The sequence below is a fragment of the Mycobacterium sp. pR1184 genome (assembly GCF_041287235.1).
GTDB lineage: Bacteria > Actinomycetota > Actinomycetes > Mycobacteriales > Mycobacteriaceae > Mycobacterium.
The window spans coordinates 1-235 of sequence record NZ_JBGGKR010000043.1; the positions used below are offsets into that span (position 1 = coordinate 1).

The window sequence follows — 235 nt, forward strand, 5'->3', positions numbered from 1 at the left end:
TGGGCCAGCACAACGGGCTACCCGCCACCATCATCGTGTCCACCACCCTGCAAGAGCTAGAAGCCGCCACCGGACACGGCATCACCGGCGGCGGCACCCGCCTACCCATCAGCGACGTGATCCGCCTGGCCCGCCACGCCCACCACTACCTCGCCGTCTTCGACAAGAGCAAACCCGTCGGCCTCTATCACTCCAAACGGCTGGCCTCACCGGGACAACGAATCGTGTTGTACGC

General features: G+C 65.5%; 1 protein-coding gene. It reads left to right on the plus strand.

Features of this window, described 5'->3' with window-relative positions:
- A partial coding sequence (locus tag ACAG21_RS28140) for a DUF222 domain-containing protein (protein ID WP_370499520.1) occupies positions 1-235 on the plus strand: 235 nt, incomplete at both ends.